The sequence below is a fragment of the Aeromonas sp. SrichE-2G genome (assembly GCF_017939565.1).
Classification (GTDB): Bacteria; Pseudomonadota; Gammaproteobacteria; order Enterobacterales; family Aeromonadaceae; genus Aeromonas; species Aeromonas taiwanensis.
The window spans coordinates 1-289 of the sequence record NZ_JAGKRG010000054.1; the positions used below are offsets into that span (position 1 = coordinate 1).

A 289-nucleotide genomic window follows, 5' to 3' on the forward strand; every position below is an offset into this window, starting at 1 on the left:
CCAGGGCTACACACGTGCTACAATGGCGCGTACAAAGGGCTGCAAGCTAGCGATAGTGAGCGAATCCCAGAAAGCGCGTCGTAGTCCGGATTGGAGTCTGCAACTCGACTCCATGAAGTCGGAATCGCTAGTAATCGCAAATCAGAATGTTGCGGTGAATACGTTCCCGGGCCTTGTACACACCGCCCGTCACACCATGGGAGTGGGTTGCACCAGAAGTAGATAGCTTAACCTTCGGGAGGGCGTTTACCACGGTGTGATTCATGACTGGGGTGAAGTCGTAACAAGG

1 rRNA gene is annotated in these 289 nt (G+C 54.0%); it reads left to right on the forward strand.

Going from position 1 to position 289, the window contains the following annotated elements:
* A 16S ribosomal RNA gene (locus J9885_RS20215) occupies positions 1-289 on the forward strand; the annotation flags it as partial.